The following is a 19,062-nucleotide window of genomic DNA, read 5'->3' on the forward strand; positions in this document are numbered from 1 at the left end:
TTCAATAGATTCTTCCGCTTATTTTCATCTTGTTTTATAAATACTTTCTCTATATTTAAAGCCAATTTCAGGCTTGTTTTACCCCAAATTCAAAATCATCCGTTATGAATACTCGTCGCGACTTTTTGCAAAAGCTTACGCTTTCGGCCGCAGTCCTACCTTTTTTGCCTGGTAAAAATCCAAGCAGCTTGCATGACTTTTACAATCAACCTTATCAAGGCCGGGTGCTGCGGGTAGCCATTTTAGGCTTAGGCAGCTACGGTACCCGGGTAGCCGATGCCATGCAATCGTGCAAAAGAGCTAAATTGGTGGGCGCCATCAGCGGCACGCCTGCTAAACTAAAAGAATGGCAAAGCAAGTACAACATACCCGAGAAAAACTGCTACAACTACGAGAACTTCGACCAGATTAAAAATAATAAAGATATTGACGCCGTGTACGTGATTACCCCGAATGCCTTGCACAAGGACCAGGTAATCCGGGTAGCAAAAGCCGGCAAACACGCTATTTGCGAAAAACCCATGTCCATTACTGCCAAAGATGGCCAAGCCATGGTGGATGCGTGTAAGGCAGCCAACGTGAAATTATTGGTAGGTTACCGCATGCACTTCGAACCGAAAACCCTGGAAGTTATCCGGATGCGGAAAGACGGGGAATTCGGGAAAGTATTGTTTTTTCAGGGATTATCGGGCTTTACTATTGGCGACCCGTCCCAATGGCGCTTGAACAAGCAACTGGCCGGGGGCGGCGCTATGATGGATATTGGTATCTATTCCATTAACGGCGCCCGGTACATGATCGGGGAAGAACCCATTTGGGTAACCGCGCAGGAAACCAAAACCAATCCCGAGAAATTTAAAGAAGGCGTCGACGAAACCATTCAGTTCCAGCTAGGCTTTCCGAGCGGCGCAGTGGCCTCTTGCTTGTCGACGTACACAATGAATAACCTGGACCGTTTTTTCCTGAACGGCGAAAAAGGATTTGCCGAAATGCAGCCTTCTACGGGTTACGGACCCATTAAGGGCCGGACCCACAAAGGGGAACTAACGCAACCGCACACGACCCACCAAACCATTCAAATGGACGAAATGGCGGCTATTATATTCGATAATAAAAAACCGATTGTGCCCGTAGATGGGGAAGAAGGCTTACGGGATTTAAAAATAATCGACGCTATTTTTCTAGCCGCGAAAACCGGTAAAAAAGTAAGTGTAACGATTTAAGAATTTTGCTTTTTCCTAGCTTTCAAAGTTATTCCGCTTATTAGGGATTACTGGAATTAATTACAAAAACCCCACTTTCAAACGAAAAATAAACTTCTGAAATAGCTTCACGCCTAAAATCTTTGCCTTAAACTACTGGTATAAACATATACCAGTAGCATCCTAATTATTCTTTAAAAAAGATACTACATAAAAATGGAGGATAAGGCGATTGTGGCCTTAAAATTGCAACATTTAATCTTGCTAGAAGTATACTAAAAAGGGATTTATGTACTTTTGACTTCTATTTTTCTTTATTTAGCATTAATTCCTATAACTTGTATTAAGGTAAAAATGAGTTCATTTTAAATAGTTCCTCTTTTACCTAAGTACTTCTTTTTATAAATTTCTTTATTAAAATTTGTATGTTTAAAATTTACTTTCCTTTTACCAAAATTGCTTCTTCAGGACGATCAAACGGGTTAATTCTGACAATTATCTGCTTCCTGTTTCAAGTACCCGTGCGAGCTGATGAATTAGTTTATCGCATTAACGCGGGTGGTGGTAGTACCAGCACTTCTATTGGCGTATTTGCGGCTGATAAGTATTTTTCGCCTTCTCCGGGGTATGTTGATACGAGTACAAAAGGCATCGCGGGCACCAGCGACGATGCCATGTACCAAAATCAACGGGGTTCCACCTCTAATAATGGTACTTTTAACTATAATTTTCCAGTCAGCGATGGACAATACCGGGTAAAGCTTTTTTTAGCTGAACTGTATTGGACTAAGCCTGGTCAGCGGGTATTCGACGTGTCGGCGGAAGGTACTAAGGTATTAAATAATTATGATATCCTGCAGAACGTAGCCCCTCTTACCGCAACCTCCGAAACTTTTACGGTGGACGTTACGGATGGCACGTTAAACTTGTATTTTAGCGCCCTAGCCAGCGATGGGGGCGTTAACCGGCCGCAAATTGGGGGGATTGAGATCGTGAAAATTACAACTTCTACTCCTACTGGATTTACGCGTATTACTTGGGGCACTGCTGCCAGCCAGCCTTATGGTACGCACGAAATCCACGGCGAAGTAGTAAATAATAAACTTTACATTTTTGGTGGGTACGATGTTACCAAATCCACCTTCACGCCTACCAAAAGGTCTTATTGTTATGATCCTAATACCAATACCTGGAAGGCTATTGCCGATTTACCGCATACTCCTAAAGGCACTAATTTTGGTGGTATAACCCACGTAGGTACGGCTACGGATGGTACTAACATCTACTTTGCGGGGGGGTATCCTTCTAACGCTACCGGCACGGGGCAAGTTTTTGGAACCAACCAGGTATGGCGATACAATGTGGCCAGCAATAACTACACGGCTTTACCAAAATTACCGGCCGAACTAGCCGCCGGACAATTAAAGTACCTGAACGGTAAACTGCATTATATGGGAGGAGCCAATAAAGCCCGCGCGGATGTAGCCGTGCATTATGCCTTAGATCTAAGTAATCTTGCGGCCGGTTGGAAAGCTTTAAAATCCTTACCTAACGCCACGAATCATGGTGGTTCAGCGGTATACGGCGGTAAAATATATTATATCGGCGGAGCGCATGGCCAAAATGATGATGCTGTAGCACAAAAAACAGTTCAGGTCTATAATCCAGCTACTGATACCTGGACGAAAGTGGCCGATATGCCTACCGGCCGGGATCATATTTCTTCGGCAGTGGTTGTAATGGGCAACCGGATTTTAGTATTAGGCGGTCAAACTTCCTATAATGTAAGCAGTGCTCTGGTGTCGGCTTATACCCCGGCTACTAATACCTGGCAGGAATTAACGCCATTACCGGTTAAAAAGTCCACTGGGGTAGCTGCCGTACTGAATGGCAATATTCACTACACGGGTGGTATAAGGTCTAAGATAAACTATAAAGGGGTACCAGTACAAAGTTCGGCTATTGCCTCCGTAGAGGAAGTAAAAGAAACTAAAATAGATAACCAAAATCTATCCCGGCAAATAGTAGTATATCCTAATCCAATTAAATCGGATAATACACTTTATGTTGAGATCCGGGATTTCGCCGCGAAAGAGAAAGTTTCCGTTTCCCTGATCGACATGCTTGGGCGAAGCCTGCAATCTACAACAGTTGTTACAACCGAACAGGGTAAGGCTACCGCTGAAATGCCGATTAAAACCAGTTTAAGTGCGGGTGTATATATTATAAAAGCTTATGCAACATCGGGTAAAGCACAAATCAGGTTAGTAAAAGAATAGACACCATTAGATTAACCATTTAACCATAAAAAAGGAGGCTGCAAGATGGAGCCTCCTTTTTCTTTTTTATGAATAATAACCTATAAGGAAGGTAGTTATAAGGAGGTATATTAAACATTGGTAATATATTTGTGTGGATATATTATACCGGATACGGGAGGTAAACGAATCCTGATTTATGGTCTAATAAATCCCTCATGAAGCAAATTTGCTATTCTATCGTTTTTACTTTTATTTCCTTCTTCTTTTACCAGAATGGGCAAGCTCAATCTACTTTCGTTCCGGCTAAGCTGGTAAAAGCACCCGGGGATACAGTAAATGGATTCCTCCATTTTTATGATTGGAGCATTAGTCCAAAAGAAATTGAATTTAAAATGTCTTTAAATACTCCTGTTCAAACTTATCCCGCCAGCGAAGTAGAATCCTTTTTTATACCCGCTAAAAACGAATGGTATTCTGCTCACTTCATTCAAATTAGTTTTTATTTAGACGGGATAGGCGAGAATTCGAATAAAGTTGCCCGAACCATTTCCGGCGCTTTTTTCCTGAACGAAGTGGTAAAAGGGAATCGGGTTTCCCTTTATCTGCTCCTGGATCAGGACCAAAACCCCCGCTATTTCCTCCGGAAAGGTTCTGAATTTACCGAATTGATCCGGTATAAATATTCTACTTTTAGAAATGGAAAGTGGTATACGGCCTCCGTGAACCAATATATCAATCAATTGCAATTACTGCTCAATGATTGTTCCACCTTACATATTTCTCCGGGCTTAAGCTATACCAAAACCGCTTTACTGCAAGTGTTAACCAGTTATTATACCTGCCAAGGAGAAACCATCCAACATGTTCAAGCCGTCGACCAACAACCGGGTTATAATCCGATCCTCATCCCGGGTTTTCTTAAAGTATTTGGCTTTCAAAATTATATTCCTTCCATCGGTGTCGGGATAAAAGTTGCCTTACCCAAGAAATTCTATAACCGCTACGGTATCCTGCAGCTCGACCAGTATCGGCATAATTTTACCGAAGCGGGCAGGAAGTATACGGGCAATACCTACCTGGTAACAGTTTTAGGAGGAACCTATTTTGGGAAATCTAAAATTCAACCGTTTATTCACGGGGGAGTACAGTATCCTTCCGTCATGTGGTTTACAGCGGGCGCGGGCTTGAGTTATGCCAAAAAACTCAATCTGGAAATGCGCTCTCCGAGTCTTTCCGGACTCATGATGACCCTGCATTATACTTTCGGCAAGATTAAGAAATAAGGTTAATTAAACCTAATCTGATTTAAGATAAACTTCCTTAACCTTCAAAGAGAAAGAGGGTTAAGGAAGTTTATGGTTTTGCCCAAATTGGGTTTTTACTTTACTCGTTAGCGGTAGGTTTTTTATTACTTTGTTGGTTATTCACTTGCTTCCGTTTTTGCGCCTTTAAGTAAAGCATAGATGGCCATGGCGTGCCCATGTCCCAGTTCAAAATCTTCTTTCAGCCACTGAACAATTTCTCCGGCTTTTTTCTCTGGTTTTAGTTTTCCATTCTGCGTAAATCCTTTTTGCTCGGCTATTACTTTAAAGTCTTCTGGTTCTTTGCCCGTCTTTGTTTTAATGTTAGTAAGGTAAGCTTGAAACGACATAATCAGGGTGCTTTAAAGGTTGATGATTGGAATGGGGGAACTTACTAAGTTTATGATAGGAAAGATAAGAGATACTAAGAATAACAAAAATGAACAGGGGAAAAAATGTTTGCCCATTCAAGCCGTCTACTACTCCATGACTAATAAAAGCCGAGAGGATGGTGATGCCAAAACCAGCGTATGCCCACTCCTTAAATCGTCCCCGGACGAAGGGTAGTATTAAGGCTAAAGCGCCAGCTACTTTAAAAACCGTTAACATTACTCGAAAGTAGTCGGGGTAACCTAAATGGCGGATTCCTTCTACCGCCAGGTCAGTATGAGAAGTAAAGGCCGGCAGAACGCCTTCAAACAAAAAAATTATGCTAGTTGTGGTCCAATAAATAATCTTGGTGGTTTTAGCAGTTTTCATAATTAATACGTATTTGGTTTTTACAAAGAAAAGAAATAAACGAAACTTTTAGGAGGGATAATGACGACTTTAAAAGGGGCATTTGCGACAAATTTAATGTTCTGGAATTATTTTATTTAGCACTTATACCAGCTTGAAACTTATAAGATGTATTGGGGAAAGTAATAGTAGCAGTTTATCGTTGGAGCTGGTTCCCATTTCCATCATTGGTGCTATCTTCTTTGAGCCGTAACCAGTTTGCCTCAAAGGCCGGCGGACCCCGTTTGGCTCTTTCGGGCCGGTCTAAGCTTCCTTTCCTCATTTCGCGGAATGTCTCTTACGGCGCCACCGAAACCTTAGAAGGCCCTCCACCGCCAAACTGCTGTGGATTATTCTTGGCTAATGCTCATTACTGATACGGCTTATTCTTTACCATTGGTACCCCTAACCTTATGCAGGAGAATAAAAAGCAGCTTTTCCGCTTAGTATGGCTCCAAAATGTAATCAAAGCTCCAGAATTGAATTATCGATTTTACGCTTGCTTTTCATAAAAACTTTAGCAGCGGTTCGTGGTTTAGCTTGTTATCTCCGCTTGATATTAGTACTGGCGATAAAATACTGGGCTACTTGCGACAAAAGGTTACATTTCTTTTACTCTGCCTATTCTGGAAATAGATGAACCAATTAGTTTGAGGAATTTGCCTTATTGCACAAGAAGGTGCTTATTAGACCAAGTCAACTGTATAGGAGGGGAGAAACGCAGCAGCTTTCCTTGCTTACCTAGCAGCTTCGTTTACGTTCGAACCGAGCCATTAAAACTAGGTGACCGTAGGTTCCAGACACTGGAAACAAGTATTTGCTGAGTTGTTGGGTAATAAAGACGGTATAATGCGAGCACAAACTTTTCTGCGAGGAAGTGAACGGTTCTGGCTATCGAAGCAGGAGGACGGGCTAAATTCTGGAAAATAAATCCGAGCTTTTCGGAACGTGGTAGTAATAAGGTATCGTTCATTTTTACCAAACAAGGTATTTAAAATACCACTGGACTTAGCCTTCTTAAATTTTCTTCTGCCTCTGCCTTTCTCCAAGTAAGAACAGCTGGGCTAGTTTAACAGACATTAACCTTGTAAACAATAATAGCGATTGGTGGATGGGACTATTATTAGCGCATTATGGGTTATTTTAGCTGGATATTAAATGTGACCTTTGGCTTGTTGTATTTCTAAATAGAAAAAGCAACCAAGGTTCAAGAATAATAACAGAAAAGAACAATAAGATGAAAAAGATAGTGTTAGTGGCCGGAGCAACCGGAAATTTAGGCGGCAGAATCGTAAAAGCGCTGCTTGCCAGGGGTGCGGAAGTAAGGGTACTGGTGAGACCAACAACCGACCAAGAGAAAATCAAAATTTGGGAAAATCAGGGAGTTTCGGTTATTAAGCTGGACATGACGGATACCGAACCATTACAACAAGCCCTACAAGAGATTACTTGTGTCATTTCCGCTTTACAAGGTTTAGAAGACGTGATTGTAGAGGCGCAGCTATTACTACTGAATGCCGCAGTTTCTGCCGGGGTGCCGCGTTTTATTCCGTCTGATTTTTCGTCTGATTTCACTACAATACCCGCCGGAGATAACCGGAATTTTGATTTGCGGCGCCAGTTTCATCTTCACCTGGACAAAGCAAGTATTGCGGCCACCTCTATTTTTAACGGGGCCTTTACCGACATTCTAACTTATAATACTCCTTTGTTAGATTTGCAAAATAACAGCATTGGTTATTGGGAGGATGCCAACTGGCCGATTGATTTCACCACGATGGATAACACCGCGGAATTTACGGCCGCAGCAGCCCTGGACGAGGCTGCCCCGGAAAAATTAGTTATCGCTAGCTTCCGGATTACTCCCACGGAACTGAAGGAACTGGCAGAAAAAACCTTAAACCGGAATTTTACCATAAAACGGCTGGGTAGTCGGGCAGAGCTGACTGCTTCTATTCGCCAGAATAGGGCAGAGCACCCGGAAGGAGAAAAGGAACTGTACCCGCAATGGCAGCAAATGCAGTATTTGTTAAGTATGTTCAGCGCCAAAGCCGTTGATCTGGCTAACGACCGGTATACCGGCATCCACTGGACTTCCCCTTCTGCTATACTTTCTGCTATGGTCTAAATTTATTCTTTCCTTCAATCAATTAAAGCACTAATTGATTGAAGGAAACTTACTTACTGTCTTAAGAATTAAAACAACAATTAAATAAAACAAGTTATGAGCAAGCCACATGTAACCAATATTCAGGAAAAAAAGGCTTATTGGATGGTAGATACGCTTTGGGTTATTTTAGCGGAGGGTAAAGATACCGATAATAATTTCTCACTCATGTGGCAGCTTTGCAACCAGGCCTCGGGGCCGGGGCCGCATCGTCACGACCAAGACGAAGCTTTCTTCCTAGTGGACGGTGAAATCACGTATATGGCTAACGACGAAATTCTCCTTGCCAAAGCCGGCTCCTTTGTCTGGATTCCCCGGGGTACGGTGCACGCTTTTAAAGTGAAAAGTGAGCAAGCCACTATTCTGAATATGTATACTCCCGCGGGCTTTGAACAAACCATTATAACGGGAGGTACCCCGGCAGAGGCTTTTACAGTTCCCCCCAAAGGTTTTTCGTATAGTAACAAGATGAAGGAAGTATGGGCCTTATTCCCAAAAATAGGTATGCACGTAGTACATGCGCCAGACAAACTGCGATCTTCCACCGAAAATAACTTAATGTAAATGGTTTTTGAGTTTACCGCCACCCCCGAATTCGATTTTTTAAGAGCCTTTGCGGAGAATCTTCAGGTGCCCGTTCAAAATAATGCCTTACAAATTCCGGACTTCCTGGGGGCTGGTTTTATTAAAAAAGCGCGGTTAACCGAATACCTATCCCTCATTCAGCACCGCTATAAGTTAAAGGAAGATTTAATAGTAAAACGCATTTCGCCCGCGCAACCTACTGATTCTGTTAATATATTATTTAATATCAATCAGGAAGCGGATAGTCCCTTAACCGGAATAAAGGAAGCAGCAGCCACTAAGCCGAATGAATTTGCCATTCGCATTACTTCGCCCAATCTGGATTCAGAGATGCTATTGCCCCGTAATAAGGAAATTTATTTCACGGTTATTTCTATCTCCCGCTTGCCGCTTCAGCAAATGCTCCGTATTCAAAATCCGAACAGTGTTGTTAAAACTATTTTAGAGAAGGCCAGCGCTTTTCTTTTTTATGAAAGCATTACGCCAGAAGTCGAGAAAACGCTTAAACACTTGACCGATGACCAAGAGCAGAATGAGCTAAGTTTCTTTTACCAAAAAATTAAAGTGGAAGAACTGATCTATTTTGTCTTTCGCCGGCTTTTACAAAGGGATACAGTGCGCCATAGCTCCATCCATAAAGCAGACGTAGAGAAGATTTTTACGGTGAAAAAACAGGTTCTACTTAATCTGAGCCAAACTCCCCGCTTAGCCGAACTGGCGGAGCAAGCCGGGCTCAGCCAAAGTAAGATGACCGACCTCTTTAAACAGGTATTTGGCGACAGCATCTACAACTATTATCAAAAAGCCCGGATGGAAGAGGCGTCAAACAGGTTAAAACAAGGAAATGCGGTTAGTGAAGTAGGGTACCAGTTAGGCTTTTCCAACCTGAGCCATTTTAGTAGAGTATTTGCCCGGCAATATGGAGTAAATCCCAAGAAGTACACTTATAGGAATGAAGCAAACCTTTCCCGTTTGTCTATCTAGTTCTGAATTAAGCTGGGAAATTAGTCTTAAAAAACATCGGAAAAAAAGAAGTTGCCTTATAGAACAGAAAACAACTTCTAAAACTTGTTTGGTCAATTAGAAATAAGGTTGAAGAATAGGTAGGAGAAGGAAAATTAACAATTTTGGTTAAGAAAAGGGGGAGATTTGGAATGTGTTATGACCAGTCGCGAAGCAAGACTTATTCCGCGCATTAAACCCCATTTTACCCTGTTCGTTTAATTGTTTTCTTAGCTATTAGTGGTATAACGTTTTATAACGACTTTATATCAGTTGCTACCAGGAACAAGTTATTGTTAAGCTGATGCCCGCCGCTATTTATTGGACGTAGTGCCGCATGCGGCAACTTTTGCCCGTAAAGCGCCAGATTCTCGAATGAAACCACTTCATCGTCGCGGCAATGGTAAAAAAACAGGGGAACATTCCCGGGCAGTTTATGGGCAAAATCTTCTTTGAGCGTTAAACCCTCCATCCACTTTTCATCCCCGCTCCAAAAAGGGGTAGAGAGAAGAAAAATCCCAGTAATCTTTTTTTTGACCTGCTTTTCCGACAAAAATTTTAACAGCATAGAAGCACCCAAAGAGTGTCCCACCAAAATAACGTTGCCCCTGATGCCAGTTATTTCATCGCTGATCTGCTGGAGCCAACCGAAATCCGGCAAGGCTTTATCAGAAGGCAGGCGAGGATAATGCACTTGGTAAACAGCTCCTAATTCTGTTTGTAAAGAAGCCACTAACTGGGCATCTTCTTCGTAGCCTGCATCCCCGCCGCCTTGTATAAATAGTACCTGCTGGGTCATCTTGAAAATCGCTTATTATTGGTCCTAAAGCCAGCAGGTGCTAGCGGCATTTGTCATTTTAGCTTTCGCATTTTATTGGTTTTTGTTTTACAAAATAGAGGGCTAAGTAGTATGTTAAAACGTAGGTGGGGTTGACTTTAGGTCGGAATCCAGGAAATCGGTGATCATTGGTATCAGCCAGTCAGTCCGCTGGATCATGCCGATATGCGTTGTTCCCGGTAATATAGCCAGTCGGGATGGGGGCAGCCCGTGTAAATCCCCCTGTTTTCCCCCACCTTTGGCCCGGAATAGTTCCAGAGCATGCTCATAGCGGACCCCGTCGGCATCGCCCATGGCCAGGAAAATCGGAGCTTTAATGGTTTTTACCTCGCTAAACCAATTATATGGCTTCAGATCAATACTGACTACCTTTTTCACGAATTCCGGGAAATGGGCCGGATCATTCCCAAATTTATCGTACTCGGCTCGTATCGGAGTGTCGTGGAACATATCTGGGGTGAAGGTAGCAAAACTAGCCTCGGTATCGGGCCACCACCCGTTGTGCGCATAAGGAGCGGACACCACCACCAACCGGCGTACCTGCTCCGGATGGCGCACCCCCATCTGAAAGGCTACTCCACCGCCCATGCTATACCCTAAAATGTCCGCCTGATCTATTTGGAGGTGTTGCAGCAGACCGGATACATCGTCGGCCATGGCTTCGTAACTAAACTCCCGAGGTATATCCCGGGTGCGGCCGTGGCCCTGCATCTCCGGTGCAATTACTTTCCGGTTTTTGGCCAACAAGGGGATAATAGCTTTCCAGTTCAGGGGAATAGTCATAAAAGAGCCGTGCAGCAGGACAAGGGGCTTGCCTTGACCATAAACCTCATAATACATTTGTAGGCCATTTACGGCTGCATAGCCGCTTTCCGCCGGTTTTGGATTCTGGTTCATAACGGTATTTATTTGTGGTAGTTAAAAGGTTTTACTCTTATTTTGGGTGCGTTTGACAGGATGCCAGTTCCCATTTACTGGTGCCAACCGACAGAAAAGTTATATTTGGGTTGTTCATTTAATCTGGCCTATTGTTACAATACAAATTTCGGAAACCTTTGCCAGCTGTGGGCTAGGTGTTTGCGACAAGGATAGGGTGAAATACGACAAATACGGATAGGGCTAGTTAAAATGTCCAGCCTTAAATTTGAGTTGACAACAGCTAATAACAAAATAAGACCGTTTTCCGGGGATTAAATTGACTTTAACTTGCATGTCCTTACTTATAAGTCGATTGGTAAACGCGGCACCTTATTCCTTAATTTCACCAAATTGACTTAAATTTTATGTGCAAACAATAACAATTTTTATTTTTTGCTCTAAAAAAGTGTAGAGATTATTTGTTGTTTACTATATTGTAATTGATTCGCTTACAGAGCATTATGATTTTATTTTAAATTAATTATTAAAATATTTGGAATGAATGGATTTAAATCCCTTTATTTGTCTATTAATTCTATAGACATAATAAAATTATGAAGCTAATCTACTCACCCTCTTACTCGATTGTTGCTGTAACCGAAGCTAATTTGTTCTTTGCCAAGCGCTTTGCCTGCAAGTGCGCGCATGATTCTTATATTATGAGTTGCCCCTGTAGTAGCATGTGCTAACCATTCCTATCCAAACTAATTCTACTTTTCTACCCGAAACCTTCCGGTTTATATTGGCAAAACGCCCCACTCCTGGGTGTTGTTCTTGCTGCCTGGCTGGTCTTTAACTTAGCGTTAGGCTAACCAGATTTTAAAAAAAATGCTTCCCCAGTCAGGTTGCCTCTGGAACAGGCTTAGACCGGGAAAGCATGGTAATCATTGTGTAACCCAAAATTAAAAAAATCATGAAAAAATTACTACTAACGAGTAGTAAATTACTGCTATTTCTGTATTTGCAGAAAACACCCGCTTACGCGGCCCTAACTTCTCCGCATTTACCGCTTACTTTTCTCCACACGCCATCAGCTTTCCGCACTACTACCGACAAAGAAAATCCGGTAAACCTAAGCGGTACCATCATCTCGGCCAAAGGCGAACCACTACCGGGCGTAACCGTACTTTTTAAAGGCAGCACCATTGGTACTACCACTAACCCGGAAGGATTATTTAACTTAAGTTTGCCTTCTACCAACGGCGTTTTGGTCATTTCTTTTATTGGGTATTTAACCAAAGAAGTAACGGTAAACGGACAAACCAATTTAAAAATTGCGCTGGACGAAGATGCCAAAGCGCTGGATGAAGTAGTCATTGTGGGCTACGGTACCCAGAAGAAAAGTGATTTAACCGGGGCAGTGGCTTCTATCGCCAACCTGAACGTAACCTTGAAACAAACCCCGGCCAGTTCTTTTGAAAAAGCTTTGCAGGGCGGCACGCCCGGTATTCAGGTAACGCAGTCTTCCGGTCAGCCAGGCACTTCGGCTACCATCCGCATTCGGGGAGGCAACTCCATTAACGGCGGCAACGAGCCTTTGTACGTGATCGATGGTTTTCCCATTTACAACGACAACCGGGAAATTAGCGCCGGAGCTTTGAGCGGGGCCAGCATTAACGCTTTATCTACCATTAACCCCAACGACATTGAATCCATTGAAGTATTGAAAGATGCTTCGGCTACGGCTATTTACGGCTCCCGGGGAGCCAACGGGGTGGTTTTAATTACTACCAAGCGCGGCAAAATTGGCGAAAATTTAATTTCTTACGAAACCTACGCCGGAACCCAGGAAATTACCCGCACCTTACCCGTGTTAAACGCGCCGCAATGGGCCCAGTTTAAAAACGATGCTTTGGTAAACTCCGGTAAACCGGCTTTGTACACGCCCGAGCAAATTGCGAACCTGGGCCAAGGCACCAATTGGCAAAAAGAAGCTTTCCGGACCGCTCCCGTGCAGAACCACCAATTGACCATAACGGGCGGCGACGCGAAAACCCGTTACGCCATTGCGGGCAATTACTTTAACCAGGAAGGCATTTTACTAAACAGCGGCTTTAAACGGTATTCTACTCGCATTAACCTCGATCAGCAAGTTAGCCCTAAACTAAAAGTGGGCGCCAGCCTTACCGGGAGCCGGGTTACTTCCAATATTGCCGAAGGCAACGCCGTTCGGTACGTCTTAACCATGGCGTCCACCGTGCCTTTAATCGACCCCAATACCAACGATTATACTTTGCAAAGCCCTTACGGCAGTTTAGGAAATCCGGTCGCTACTTTAAAATACGTGACCAATCAATCGATTGTAAACCGGGCCTTGGCTAACTTTTACGGCGAGTACAGAATTGCCGAAGGATTAACGGCCAAAGTAACCTTAGGTACCGATATTATTTCGAGCAAGCAGAACAATTACTATCCGCGCAATACCTACACCGGGGCGCAAACCCAAGGCATCGGCGCGGTAGGTTCGCAGTTTGTTACAAATTGGCTGAACGAGAATACCCTGCACTATAATAAAGTACTAAACGGCATTCACGCTTTGGACGCGGTATTGGGCTATACTTTCCAGCAAGCCAGCAGCGAAGGTTCGGTGGCGAAAGCGCAATCCTTGCCCAACGATGATTTAGGGTACACCGGTTTAAATGCCGCCACCGTTTCCTCCATTCCGGGAATCTCTAAATCCGACTGGACTTTGCGTTCTTATCTGGGCCGCCTAAACTATTCGTTACACCAGAAATATTTGTTCACCTTAACCGCTCGGGCCGATGGTTCTTCCCGTTTCGGCGCGAATAACAAATGGGGATTTTTCCCCTCGGCGGCCGTGGCCTGGAATGTGAGTGAAGAAGGTTTTATAAAGGATATTCAGGTAATCAGTAATTTAAAAGTAAGAACCAGCATTGGCGCTACGGGTAATCAGCAGATCGGGCAGTACCAATCGCTGGCGCAACTCGACCCTTACAATTACATTTTTGGCAATGCCTTGGCTACCGGGTTTGCGCCCAGCCGGATTGCGAACCCGAATTTAGGTTGGGAAACTACTCTGCAGTACGATGGCGGCCTGGATTTAGGCTTTTTCAACGACCGCATTACCTTTACCGTGGATGCGTATTACAAGAAAACCAAAGATTTGCTCCTCGACCGTCCCGTTTCCGAAACGTCCGGTTTTTACACCGCGCTGCAAAACGTGGGTACCGTGGAAAACAAAGGTTTGGAATTCTTACTGAATACGCAAAATACCACCGGTGCTTTTTCCTGGAATACCTCGGTTAACTTCTCGTTGAACCGCAATAAAGTACTGGATCTGGGTGGCTTAAATTATTTTTACCCGGAAGGCGGCAGCGAACGGAATATTAACAAACCCACCATTGTGCGGGTAGGCGAGCCCATTGGGCAGTTTTACGGTTACCAAACCAACGGTATATTTCAGACTGCCGATGATATTGTCAGCTTACCTACCGTGGACGCGAAGAACACCAAGCCCGGCGACCGCCGCTTCGTAGACCAAAATGGCGACGGCAGAATTACTCAGGATGGCGACCGCGTAGTGATCGGGCAGGCGCAACCGAAATTTTTAGGTGGCATTACCAACAGCTTCAGCTACAAAAACTTCGACTTAACGCTGTTGCTGCAAGGGGTATACGGCAATAGTATTTTAAATTTTAACAAGGTAGAGCTCGAAACGCCTACCGGCTTCCAGCAAGTATCTACGGATTTACTGAACCGCTGGACCCCCACGAACCCCAGCAACGAGGTACCGAGAGCCGTAGAAGTATCGGCCTTGTGGTTATCGAACCGGTTCATCGAAGATGGCTCGTATTTGCGGGTGAAGAACCTGGTTTTCGGCTATAATTTACCGGCCAGTTTACTGCAAAAAGTACATTTAAAGAAACTGCGGGTTTACGTTTCCGGCCAGAACCTGTACACCTTCACCAAATACTCGGGGTACGACCCGGAAGTAAGCCGCAACGAACAAAGCACGCTTTACTCCGGCATCGACTACGGCAATTATCCTAATTTCAAAACTTACACTGCCGGTCTGCAAATCTCTTTTTAGTCTATAAACCAGAAGAAATAAAATTCCGAAGCTATTGAAGCTGACCCCATGCTGGCGCGAGCGTCCTCGCTCGTGTCTACCATCAGGTAGGCCTCGGGCCGGGCGAACAGAAAGTCCTCTTAATAGAACCAGTAAAATTAATTGGACAGAGAACATCCAATAAATAATAAGCCTAAAGCTCGCGCCAGCTAAAAGCGCTTCAGAACCGAGATATTTTGTAAATTTTTAGTAAATCCTTATGAAAAAAACACTCTTATCTATATTAATACTGGGCAGTCTGGCATCGTGCGACGACCTGGAAGAAAATCCTCCCTTTATTCAATCTGCTGATTTTTATCAAACTAAAGATGATGCGGTGGCGGCCGTTACCGCGGTTTACAGCCACCTGAGCCACGATGTGGGCAATGCCACCGAATTTGGCTTGTACCAACGCCAGTTGCACTTAACCACCGATTTGATCTCGGACGATGCCAACGCGGGTGCGGGCGCTACGAACCAAAATGTGCTGGCCATGGGAGCCGTAACCTTTGCCCCAACTAACGACCGCATCGAAAAAACCTGGCGTCAACATTACGCCGCCATTAACCGCGCCAATGTAGCCATCGACAACATTGCCAAAGCTTCTTTCGACGAAAACCTACGCAACCGGCTAATAGCCGAAACCAAGTTTATCCGGGCTTTGCTGTACTTTAACCTGGTGCGTCTGTGGGGCGATGTGCCGCTAATTTTAACCGGTACTTCTTCTATAGACACCGACTTTCTGGTAAAACGCACCCCGGTAGAGGAAGTATATGCTCAGATTTTAAAAGACTTAACTGAAGCCGAAGTGGATGGCGTTTTACCACTTAGCTATTCTGGCAACGATGTGGGGCGCGTAACCCAGGGTGCGGTAAAAAGTTTACTGGCTAAGGTGTACTTAACCCGCCAGGAATGGCAAAAAGCCGCCGATAAAGCCCAGGAAGTACAAGACCCGAAATTTGGCTACAGCTTGTTCCCCAATTTTGCCGATGTATTTAACGTACCTACCAAAAACGGACCGGAGCATATTTTCTCCATTCAGTACAAAAGTAACAGCAACGGCAACGCCAATAACATGGGAATTTTGTCGGCGCCCAATACCAGCATTGTACCGGGTTTACTGGGCAACGAAGCCGATATTCCGCAGCCCGGTTTGTACGAACTATACCGATCAATTGATAAGCGCCGCGACGTAACGTTTTATACCTCGTTTGTGAGTCCGGCCAACGGGCAGACGTATACCTTTAAACCGCATTTCGGAAAGTATTTTGATAAATCGGTAATTAACCGGCCCAGCGAATCCGGCATTAACTTTCCGGTCATCCGTTTTTCGGATGTATTGTTGATGCACGCCGAAGCTTTGAACGAGCAAGCCGGACCAACGGCGGAAGCTTACCAAGCGGTGAACAAAGTACGGCAACGGGCCGGCTTACCCGATTTAACCCCGGCTTTGTCGCAAGCCCAGTTTCGCGATTCCGTTTACCTGGAGCGGCGCCTCGAGTTTGTGTACGAAGATCACCGTTGGTTCGACTTACTGCGCACCCGGCGCATGGTAGACCAACTCCACGCCGCGGGTAAACCCAACGCCGAAGAACGCCATTACCTACTGCCCATTCCCCAACGCGAACTCGACGCGAACCCGAATTTACGGCCCCAAAACCCGGGCTACTAAACCAAAAGCGGCTAACCTTTAAATAAAAAATATACCATGACCTTTAGCGACATTCTTTTACTCGGCAAAAAAATAGCCGTGGGTATTCTGCTCATTATCATTCCTTTCACCATTCTGTACGGTGGCCTGTGGCTGCTACAAGCATTTCTGAAATAAGTAAATTTTAAAAATTTTAAAAACACGCTCATGAAAATGCAAAAATCCATCGCGGACCGGATTATCCGCAACGCTTTTTTAAGTCTGTTTATTTACACCTTACCCGTTCTTTTAATGCTGCTCACCTTTTACATCACCGGCGAAAAACCCTGGTTAAAAAAAGTACATAACAAGCCGCGGGTAGTGTACCAACGCTAACGGCACTTACAATTGATAATTACACCGCAAAATTTAAATTTTAACCTTCAAACCGAATCACCATGATTATTATTATCGAGAATATTTTTAAAAATTTAAACGGCTGGGGTTTACCGGTGCTGGTGCTGGCTTTAGGCGTGGTAGAATTTTCGCTGGGCCTCTACAAAAAACACTGGAACAAAAACGAAATTGCCCTGGATCTGGCTTGCTATACCTTACCCAAGCTGGTGATAAAACCCTTAGTCGCCTACTTTGGCCTCACCTTTTTACCGTATATCTTACCCGCTTCCAAAAATGCCTTCGCGTGGATTCCGTTTGTGTGGGGCGCCCTGATTATTGCCATTTATGATGATCTTACGCAGTATTGGTACCACCGCTTGCACCACGAAGTTCCGTGGCTGTGGCGCTTTCACCGCACGCACCACTCCGCGCCGTACATGGGCATGTCCATGGCCAGCCGCCAGAATATTATCTACACCATTTTCTTTTCGCAAACTTACCTGACTACCGTGCTGGTGTATTTAGGCCTGGGTTATCCCGCGCTTTTTGTGAAAGGCATAAAAGCTTTAATTACCACCGCGGCGCACTCCAGCATTCCTTGGGATAAGCCTTTTTACACCTACAAATGGCTGCACCCGGTAGCCTGGGTTCTGGAACGGTTAATTTCCACGCCGGCTACCCACCACGCGCACCACGCCGACACCACCGACGATGGCGTGGGTTATTACAAAGGCAACTTCGGCAACATGTTCTTCATCTGGGACATTATTTTTGGTACCGGTTTTATCAGCCGGCAATACCCGAAAACGTACGGCATTAAAAGCTACCAGCAGGAAGAATGGTACGCCCAGTTATTATGGCCGGTTTTAAAGTCGAAAAAAGAAGGCAGCGAACTAGCGCATAACGGGCCTATCGTGGCCGAAGATGTGCCGGTAATAACCCAAAACGCACCGGAATCCGCACCCGCACCCGCGTTAAAACCAGTACCAGTAGAACTTAACGTAAGTGTTATTTAAGTGGAATGTCTTCCGTTAAGTTAATTATCATAACAGTTTAAGTGTTCGTTTAGAAATTAAAAGGCAGCTTCGGCGTGGGCGATAGTTGTCTTTTAATTTTCGTTTTAAAAAGAGGGTAAACTCCTGCAATAGCTTTACACCACAAGTATAAAGCTATGAACAAAAGGGAATGTAAAAGAAACGTGAAAGAAGTTTATTCGTCTAAAGAGAAAAGGATACTAGTCGAAGAAATTCGCTCCGGCATGCTTTCCCTTCAGCAATCTGTTCAACAGCATGACGTTTCGGCATCCGTTTACAAAAATGGAATTGCTGGTACTTTAAAACGCGGCTGTTAAGATATTATCGACCTAAATCATCTTTTCTGATGGCACTTTCCCAGACAACCGTTGAACAGTTAAAGCGCAATTACAAGAAGCCGAAGCGCAAGTAAAGCCGCAGAATACGGCTTTAGAAACTTTGGTCTCGGTAGCTGAAAAGCAGTTTTACCCAAGGGAAAAGAAGGATTAATTCATCATTCGCATGGGGGTATCCAGTACTGCCAAGATTATATTGAGTTACTTTGTTCCAATGAGATCCGTATGCCCAACCAGGGAGAGCCGGGAGAAAATGCTTTAGCAGAAAGAATAAACGACATTCTCCAAGAAGAATTTAACGGCCAGTCTTTTATCTCCTTTGACTTGGCCAAGTCAGCTAGCACCAAGTCCGTTCACGCCTATAATCAGCTTCGTCCTCCTGCTTCCTGTGATTACTTAACTTCCGCTCAGGCCCACTTCCGGGAAGGTCTACTGAAAAAGCGCTGGCAAAAACAAGCAAGAAAAACTCCTGTCAACCAAGAGCAGTTAATCGAGGAATTAAATATAATTTTAACCGTTTAACCTGTAAAGCTACTTCAGGAGTTTA

17 protein-coding genes are annotated in these 19,062 nt (G+C 44.3%); 12 read left to right on the forward strand and 5 right to left on the reverse strand.

Going from position 1 to position 19,062, the window contains the following annotated elements:
- Nucleotides 1–104 precede the first annotated feature (104 nt).
- From AHMF7605_RS24850 to AHMF7605_RS24860, 3 genes are all read left to right on the forward strand, one after another.
- Complete coding sequence (locus tag AHMF7605_RS24850) at nucleotides 105–1,223, forward strand: Gfo/Idh/MocA family protein (protein ID WP_106932661.1); 1,119 nt, start codon at nucleotides 105–107, stop codon at nucleotides 1,221–1,223.
- Nucleotides 1,224–1,627: 404 nt separating this feature from the next.
- Entirely contained in the window at nucleotides 1,628–3,481 is a 1,854-nt protein-coding gene (locus AHMF7605_RS24855; protein WP_106932662.1) for a malectin domain-containing carbohydrate-binding protein, read from the forward strand.
- Nucleotides 3,482–3,678: 197 nt separating this feature from the next.
- Nucleotides 3,679–4,746, forward strand: coding sequence for a hypothetical protein (locus AHMF7605_RS24860; RefSeq protein ID WP_106932663.1), 1,068 nt, complete (start codon nucleotides 3,679–3,681; stop codon nucleotides 4,744–4,746).
- A gap of 137 nt (nucleotides 4,747–4,883) precedes the next feature.
- Here the strand turns inward: AHMF7605_RS24860 and AHMF7605_RS24865 are convergent, their stop codons facing one another.
- From AHMF7605_RS24865 to AHMF7605_RS30860, 3 genes are all read right to left on the reverse strand, one after another.
- Nucleotides 4,884–5,114 carry a DUF4287 domain-containing protein gene (locus tag AHMF7605_RS24865; RefSeq protein ID WP_106932664.1) on the reverse strand — a complete coding sequence of 77 codons (231 nt, stop codon included), beginning with the start codon at nucleotides 5,112–5,114 and terminating at the stop codon, nucleotides 4,884–4,886.
- Nucleotides 5,089–5,523: a DoxX family protein gene (locus AHMF7605_RS24870; protein ID WP_106932665.1), complete on the reverse strand. Its 435-nt coding sequence runs from the start codon at nucleotides 5,521–5,523 to the stop codon at nucleotides 5,089–5,091. The genes AHMF7605_RS24865 and AHMF7605_RS24870 overlap by 26 nt, the downstream gene beginning before the upstream one ends.
- 175 nt (nucleotides 5,524–5,698) lie before the next feature.
- Nucleotides 5,699–5,824, reverse strand: coding sequence for a hypothetical protein (locus AHMF7605_RS30860; RefSeq protein ID WP_262512367.1), 126 nt, complete (start codon nucleotides 5,822–5,824; stop codon nucleotides 5,699–5,701).
- Between the two features lie 954 nt (nucleotides 5,825–6,778).
- Here AHMF7605_RS30860 and AHMF7605_RS24875 point away from each other — a divergent pair.
- The 3 genes from AHMF7605_RS24875 to AHMF7605_RS24885 all read left to right on the forward strand — a co-directional run bounded on the left by AHMF7605_RS24875 (nucleotide 6,779) and on the right by AHMF7605_RS24885 (nucleotide 9,277).
- Nucleotides 6,779–7,669, forward strand: a complete 891-nt coding sequence (locus tag AHMF7605_RS24875) for an NmrA family NAD(P)-binding protein (RefSeq protein WP_106932666.1) — start codon at nucleotides 6,779–6,781, stop codon at nucleotides 7,667–7,669.
- Nucleotides 7,670–7,765: 96 nt separating this feature from the next.
- The gene (locus tag AHMF7605_RS24880; RefSeq protein WP_106932667.1) at nucleotides 7,766–8,272 is read left to right on the forward strand and encodes a cupin domain-containing protein; all 507 of its coding nucleotides are present in this window, start codon (nucleotides 7,766–7,768) and stop codon (nucleotides 8,270–8,272) included.
- Nucleotides 8,273–9,277, forward strand: a complete 1,005-nt coding sequence (locus tag AHMF7605_RS24885) for a helix-turn-helix domain-containing protein (protein WP_106932668.1) — start codon at nucleotides 8,273–8,275, stop codon at nucleotides 9,275–9,277. It abuts the gene before it with no gap.
- Nucleotides 9,278–9,548: 271 nt separating this feature from the next.
- On the opposite strand, the gene AHMF7605_RS24890 is transcribed toward AHMF7605_RS24885, so the two are convergent.
- Together AHMF7605_RS24890 and AHMF7605_RS24895 are read right to left on the reverse strand one after the other, a co-directional pair.
- Complete coding sequence (locus tag AHMF7605_RS24890; RefSeq protein WP_106932669.1) at nucleotides 9,549–10,094, reverse strand: alpha/beta fold hydrolase; 546 nt, start codon at nucleotides 10,092–10,094, stop codon at nucleotides 9,549–9,551.
- 114 nt (nucleotides 10,095–10,208) lie between these two features.
- On the reverse strand, nucleotides 10,209–11,030 hold the full coding sequence (locus AHMF7605_RS24895) for an alpha/beta fold hydrolase (protein WP_106932670.1): 822 nt from the start codon (nucleotides 11,028–11,030) through the stop codon (nucleotides 10,209–10,211).
- 934 nt (nucleotides 11,031–11,964) lie between these two features.
- Here AHMF7605_RS24895 and AHMF7605_RS24900 point away from each other — a divergent pair.
- The 6 genes from AHMF7605_RS24900 (at nucleotide 11,965) to AHMF7605_RS24915 (ending at nucleotide 19,037) form a co-directional block, all read left to right on the forward strand.
- Complete coding sequence (locus tag AHMF7605_RS24900; protein WP_106932671.1) at nucleotides 11,965–15,102, forward strand: SusC/RagA family TonB-linked outer membrane protein; 3,138 nt, start codon at nucleotides 11,965–11,967, stop codon at nucleotides 15,100–15,102.
- A 238-nt stretch (nucleotides 15,103–15,340) separates the two neighbouring features.
- Nucleotides 15,341–16,792 carry a RagB/SusD family nutrient uptake outer membrane protein gene (locus AHMF7605_RS24905; RefSeq protein ID WP_106932672.1) on the forward strand — a complete coding sequence of 484 codons (1,452 nt, stop codon included), beginning with the start codon at nucleotides 15,341–15,343 and terminating at the stop codon, nucleotides 16,790–16,792.
- A gap of 186 nt (nucleotides 16,793–16,978) precedes the next feature.
- Complete coding sequence (locus tag AHMF7605_RS30275) at nucleotides 16,979–17,146, forward strand: hypothetical protein (protein WP_199200304.1); 168 nt, start codon at nucleotides 16,979–16,981, stop codon at nucleotides 17,144–17,146.
- Nucleotides 17,147–17,208: 62 nt separating this feature from the next.
- The gene (locus AHMF7605_RS24910; RefSeq protein WP_106932673.1) at nucleotides 17,209–18,162 is read left to right on the forward strand and encodes a sterol desaturase family protein; all 954 of its coding nucleotides are present in this window, start codon (nucleotides 17,209–17,211) and stop codon (nucleotides 18,160–18,162) included.
- Nucleotides 18,163–18,317: 155 nt separating this feature from the next.
- Nucleotides 18,318–18,497 (forward strand): hypothetical protein, encoded by a 180-nt coding sequence (locus tag AHMF7605_RS29535; protein ID WP_146153668.1) that lies wholly within the window; start codon nucleotides 18,318–18,320, stop codon nucleotides 18,495–18,497.
- A gap of 243 nt (nucleotides 18,498–18,740) precedes the next feature.
- On the forward strand, nucleotides 18,741–19,037 hold the full coding sequence (locus AHMF7605_RS24915) for an integrase core domain-containing protein (RefSeq protein WP_106932674.1): 297 nt from the start codon (nucleotides 18,741–18,743) through the stop codon (nucleotides 19,035–19,037).
- The last annotated feature ends 25 nt before the right edge of the window (nucleotides 19,038–19,062 follow it).

It is taken from the genome of Adhaeribacter arboris (assembly GCF_003023845.1).
Taxonomy (GTDB): domain Bacteria; phylum Bacteroidota; class Bacteroidia; order Cytophagales; family Hymenobacteraceae; genus Adhaeribacter; species Adhaeribacter arboris.